The organism is Flavobacterium sp. (genome assembly GCF_043778725.1).
Taxonomy (GTDB): domain Bacteria; phylum Bacteroidota; class Bacteroidia; order Flavobacteriales; family Flavobacteriaceae; genus Flavobacterium.
The window spans coordinates 1-3,499 of record NZ_JAYWFT010000141.1 but is presented as its reverse complement, the minus strand read 5'-3'; the positions used below and the strand labels follow the sequence as shown (position 1 = coordinate 3,499).

General features: G+C 32.2%; 2 protein-coding genes and 1 pseudogene. All 3 read left to right on the top strand.

Annotated elements, in window-relative coordinates; translation table 11 throughout:
* On the top strand, window positions 1–1,772 hold a 1,772-nt coding region (locus ACH2CG_RS13450; protein WP_395066046.1), incomplete at its 5' end, for a putative porin.
* A gap of 169 nt (window positions 1,773–1,941) precedes the next feature.
* On the top strand, window positions 1,942–3,303 hold the full coding sequence (locus tag ACH2CG_RS13445) for a pyridoxal-phosphate dependent enzyme (RefSeq protein WP_395066044.1): 1,362 nt from the start codon (window positions 1,942–1,944) through the stop codon (window positions 3,301–3,303).
* A gap of 1 nt (window position 3,304) precedes the next feature.
* Window positions 3,305–3,499, top strand: a pseudogene (locus ACH2CG_RS13440) (zeta toxin); the annotation flags it as partial.

Genomic DNA, 3,499 nt, shown 5'->3' with positions numbered 1-3,499 from the left:
TTGTAGATACAACGCTTGCCATTAAAAAAGAATACGATTATAACTATTTAAGAAAAGATATCTTTGGGTTAATGCCGTTTCCTAATGAAGGACAAACTTATAATACATTAAATTTTGGTTTAACTAAATTTAATTCATTTCCTGAAATGGGTTTTAAAGCCAAACACTTTAACTACTTAGAGGTAAACGATATTAAATATTATTCTGTAGCAACGCCTTTAACGGAGCTTTACTTTAAAACAGTTATGGAACAAGGGCAAAATGTTGACGCCTTGATAACTCTTAATACTTCCAAAAATTTCAATTTTTCCATTGCATTTAAAGGTTTACGCTCTTTAGGTAAATATATAAATCAATTGTCAAGTGCAGGAAATTTTAGATTTACCTCAAGCTATAATACAGATAATAAAAGATATTTCTCAAATTTTCACTACACCGGTCAAGACTTATTGAATGGTGAAAATGGTGGAATTACTTCTTTAGATGATTTTGAAAGCGAAGATCAAGCATTTAAAAACAGACCAAGATTGCAAGTCTTTCTTACAGATGCTAAATCTTTTCTGAAAGGTAAGCGTTTTTTTCTAGATCATAGTTATAGAATTAATACTAATGACAATGAGAACAATCTTTATATTGTTCATCAACTCAACTATGAACATAAATTTTTCGAATTCAATCAAGTCACTCTAGCATCAACAATAGGCACCGGATCTACAGCTATTTCATTTCAAAGATTTGGCACTTCATTAGTTAAAGCCAACATTACTGACCAAACTATTTATGATAGACTTTACAATAAAGTAGGAGCAGTTTATGAAAATAAAACATTAGGTAAATTTCAATTCTTTATTGAAAATTTCAATTACAAGTATTTTTATGAAACAGAGAGAACTGTTGCTACCACAACATATTCCAATCAATTAAAAGCGACAATAAATACAATTGGCGGTCAATACGATTACAGAAAAGGAAAATGGAATGGCACAGCTTTGTTGTCTAATTCAATTTCTACACAACCTTTACGCAACCTTGATATCAACTTAAATTACGCTTTCAACAAATTAAATAATATTTCATTTCAATACCAAAACATCAGTAAATTACCAAATCATAACTACAATCTCAACCAAAGTAGCTACGATCAATACAACTGGAATAATAATTTTAAAAATGAAAAGATAAACAATATTGTTGTAAATGCCAATACTCAATGGGTTAGCGTTTCAGCTCAATTCACAACCTTAGACGATCATCTTTACTTTAAAAATGATACAATTGGCGATACAAAACAATACATAAAACCAGACCAATTTGCTGGAAACATAAATTATCTATCTCTTAAACTCGCTAAAGAATTCAAATATAGAAAGTGGGCATTAGACAATACATTTCTATACCAAAAAGTCACACAATCAGATGCTATTTTAAATGTCCCAGAGTTAACCCTAAGAAATACACTATATTTTTCAGACTATGTCTTTAAAAGAGCCATGTTCCTTCAGACTGGTATTACTGTTAACTATTTTACTAACTATTTGGCCGACAATTATAACCCTATTTTAGGTGAGTTTTTCATCCAAAAAACCAAAGAAATTGGTGAATTTCCAATGCTAGATTTCTTTGTAAACGCGCGTGTAAAACAAACTAGAATTTACCTTAAAGCCGAACACTTCAACTCAAGTTTTACTGGAAACACCTATTATTCTGCGCCAAATATTCCCTACCACGATTTCATGATACGTTTCGGTTTGGTTTGGAATTTCTTTCAGTAACGAATCGCTTGCGAATTTTACTAAACCATTATCCTGCTTTCCATTCCAATCTTGCCCAAAAGCAAGGATTTCCATTCCAATCAGGGTTAGTCAGTTTTCCATTTACATAAAATTACGGTATTGTAAAACGATTTTATTATCAATATCTTTGCAAACAGAAAATAAAATTATGAATTATTCAGAAAATATATTAGGAACTATCGGTAACACACCATTAGTAAAACTAAACAAAGTCGTTCAAGGAATTGATGCACTAATTCTTGCCAAAGTAGAAACCTTCAATCCAGGCAATTCTACCAAAGACAGAATGGCGTTAAAAATGGTAGAAGATGCCGAAGCCGATGGAAGACTAAAACCCGGAGGAACAATCATTGAAGGAACTTCAGGAAACACAGGAATGGGACTTGCTCTTGCTGCAATCGTAAAAGGATACAAATGTATTTTTGTAATTACCGACAAACAATCCAAAGAAAAAATGGATATTCTTCGTGCAGTTGGTGCAAAAGTAATAGTATGTCCAACCGATGTGGAACCAACCGACGAACGTTCGTATTATTCAGTTTCTAAAAGATTAGGAACAGAAATTCCAAATTCTTGGTACGTAAACCAATACGATAATCCTAGTAATGCATTGGCACATTACCAACAAACTGGTCCAGAAATCTGGGAACAAACCGACGGAAAAATAACACATTTTGTAGTTGGAGTAGGTACAGGCGGAACAATTTCTGGAATCGGAAAATATTTAAAAGAAAAAAATCCTAACATAAAAATTTGGGGAATTGATACCTATGGTTCCGTTTTTAAAAAATACCACGAAACTGGAATTTTTGACGAAAACGAAATCTATTCTTATATAACTGAAGGAATAGGCGAAGACATTCTTCCTAAAAACGTAGATTTTTCATTAATTGACGGTTTTACTAAAGTTACCGATAAAGATGCTGCCGTTTATACTCGTAAAATAGCACTTGAAGAAGGAATATTTGTAGGTAATTCTGCTGGTTCTTGCGTAAAAGGATTGCACCAATTAAAAGAACATTTCACTAAAGATGATGTTGTTGTTGTCTTGTTTCACGATTCAGGAAGTCGTTATGTTGGTAAAATGTTCAACGACGATTGGATGCGCGAAAGAGGTTTTCTTGACGAAGAAATTACAAAAGCCGAAGACGTAATTAAAGATCACATCGATAAATCATTAGTTATTGTTCGTACAGAAGAATTGGTTTCTCATGCAATTGACAGAATGAGAAAATACAAAATATCTCAAATTCCAGTAATAGATATAACTGGTTTTGTGGGTTCAGTAGACGAATCTGACTTATTTCAAAGCTATGTTATAGATAAAGATGTAGCCGATAAACCTATCAAAGAAGTAATGGGGAAACCTTACCCAATTGTAAAATTAGGAACGCCAATAGAAGAAGTGTCCAAGTTATTTACCAAAGACAATCAAGCAGTTTTAGTTGATTTAGGTAACGGAAAACATCATATTATTACAAAATACGATATTATTGGTTCAATAAAATAGTTTGAAAGAAAAAACAATTTATATAATCTCAGGTTGCAATGGCGCAGGAAAAACTACTGCGTCATTGATAATTTTGCCAGAAATTTTAAATTGTAACGAATTTGTAAATGCAGATAATATTGCTTTAGGATTATCGCCATTTCAACCAGAAAAAGTGGCTTTCGAAGCTGGAAGAATAATGTTGGAACGAATCGAT

Bases quoted from the DNA above. Each gene is read 5' to 3' on its own strand.
- ACH2CG_RS13445 (WP_395066044.1), top strand. From the start codon at position 1,942: ATGAATTATTCAGAAAATATATTAGGAACTATCGGTAACACACCATTA.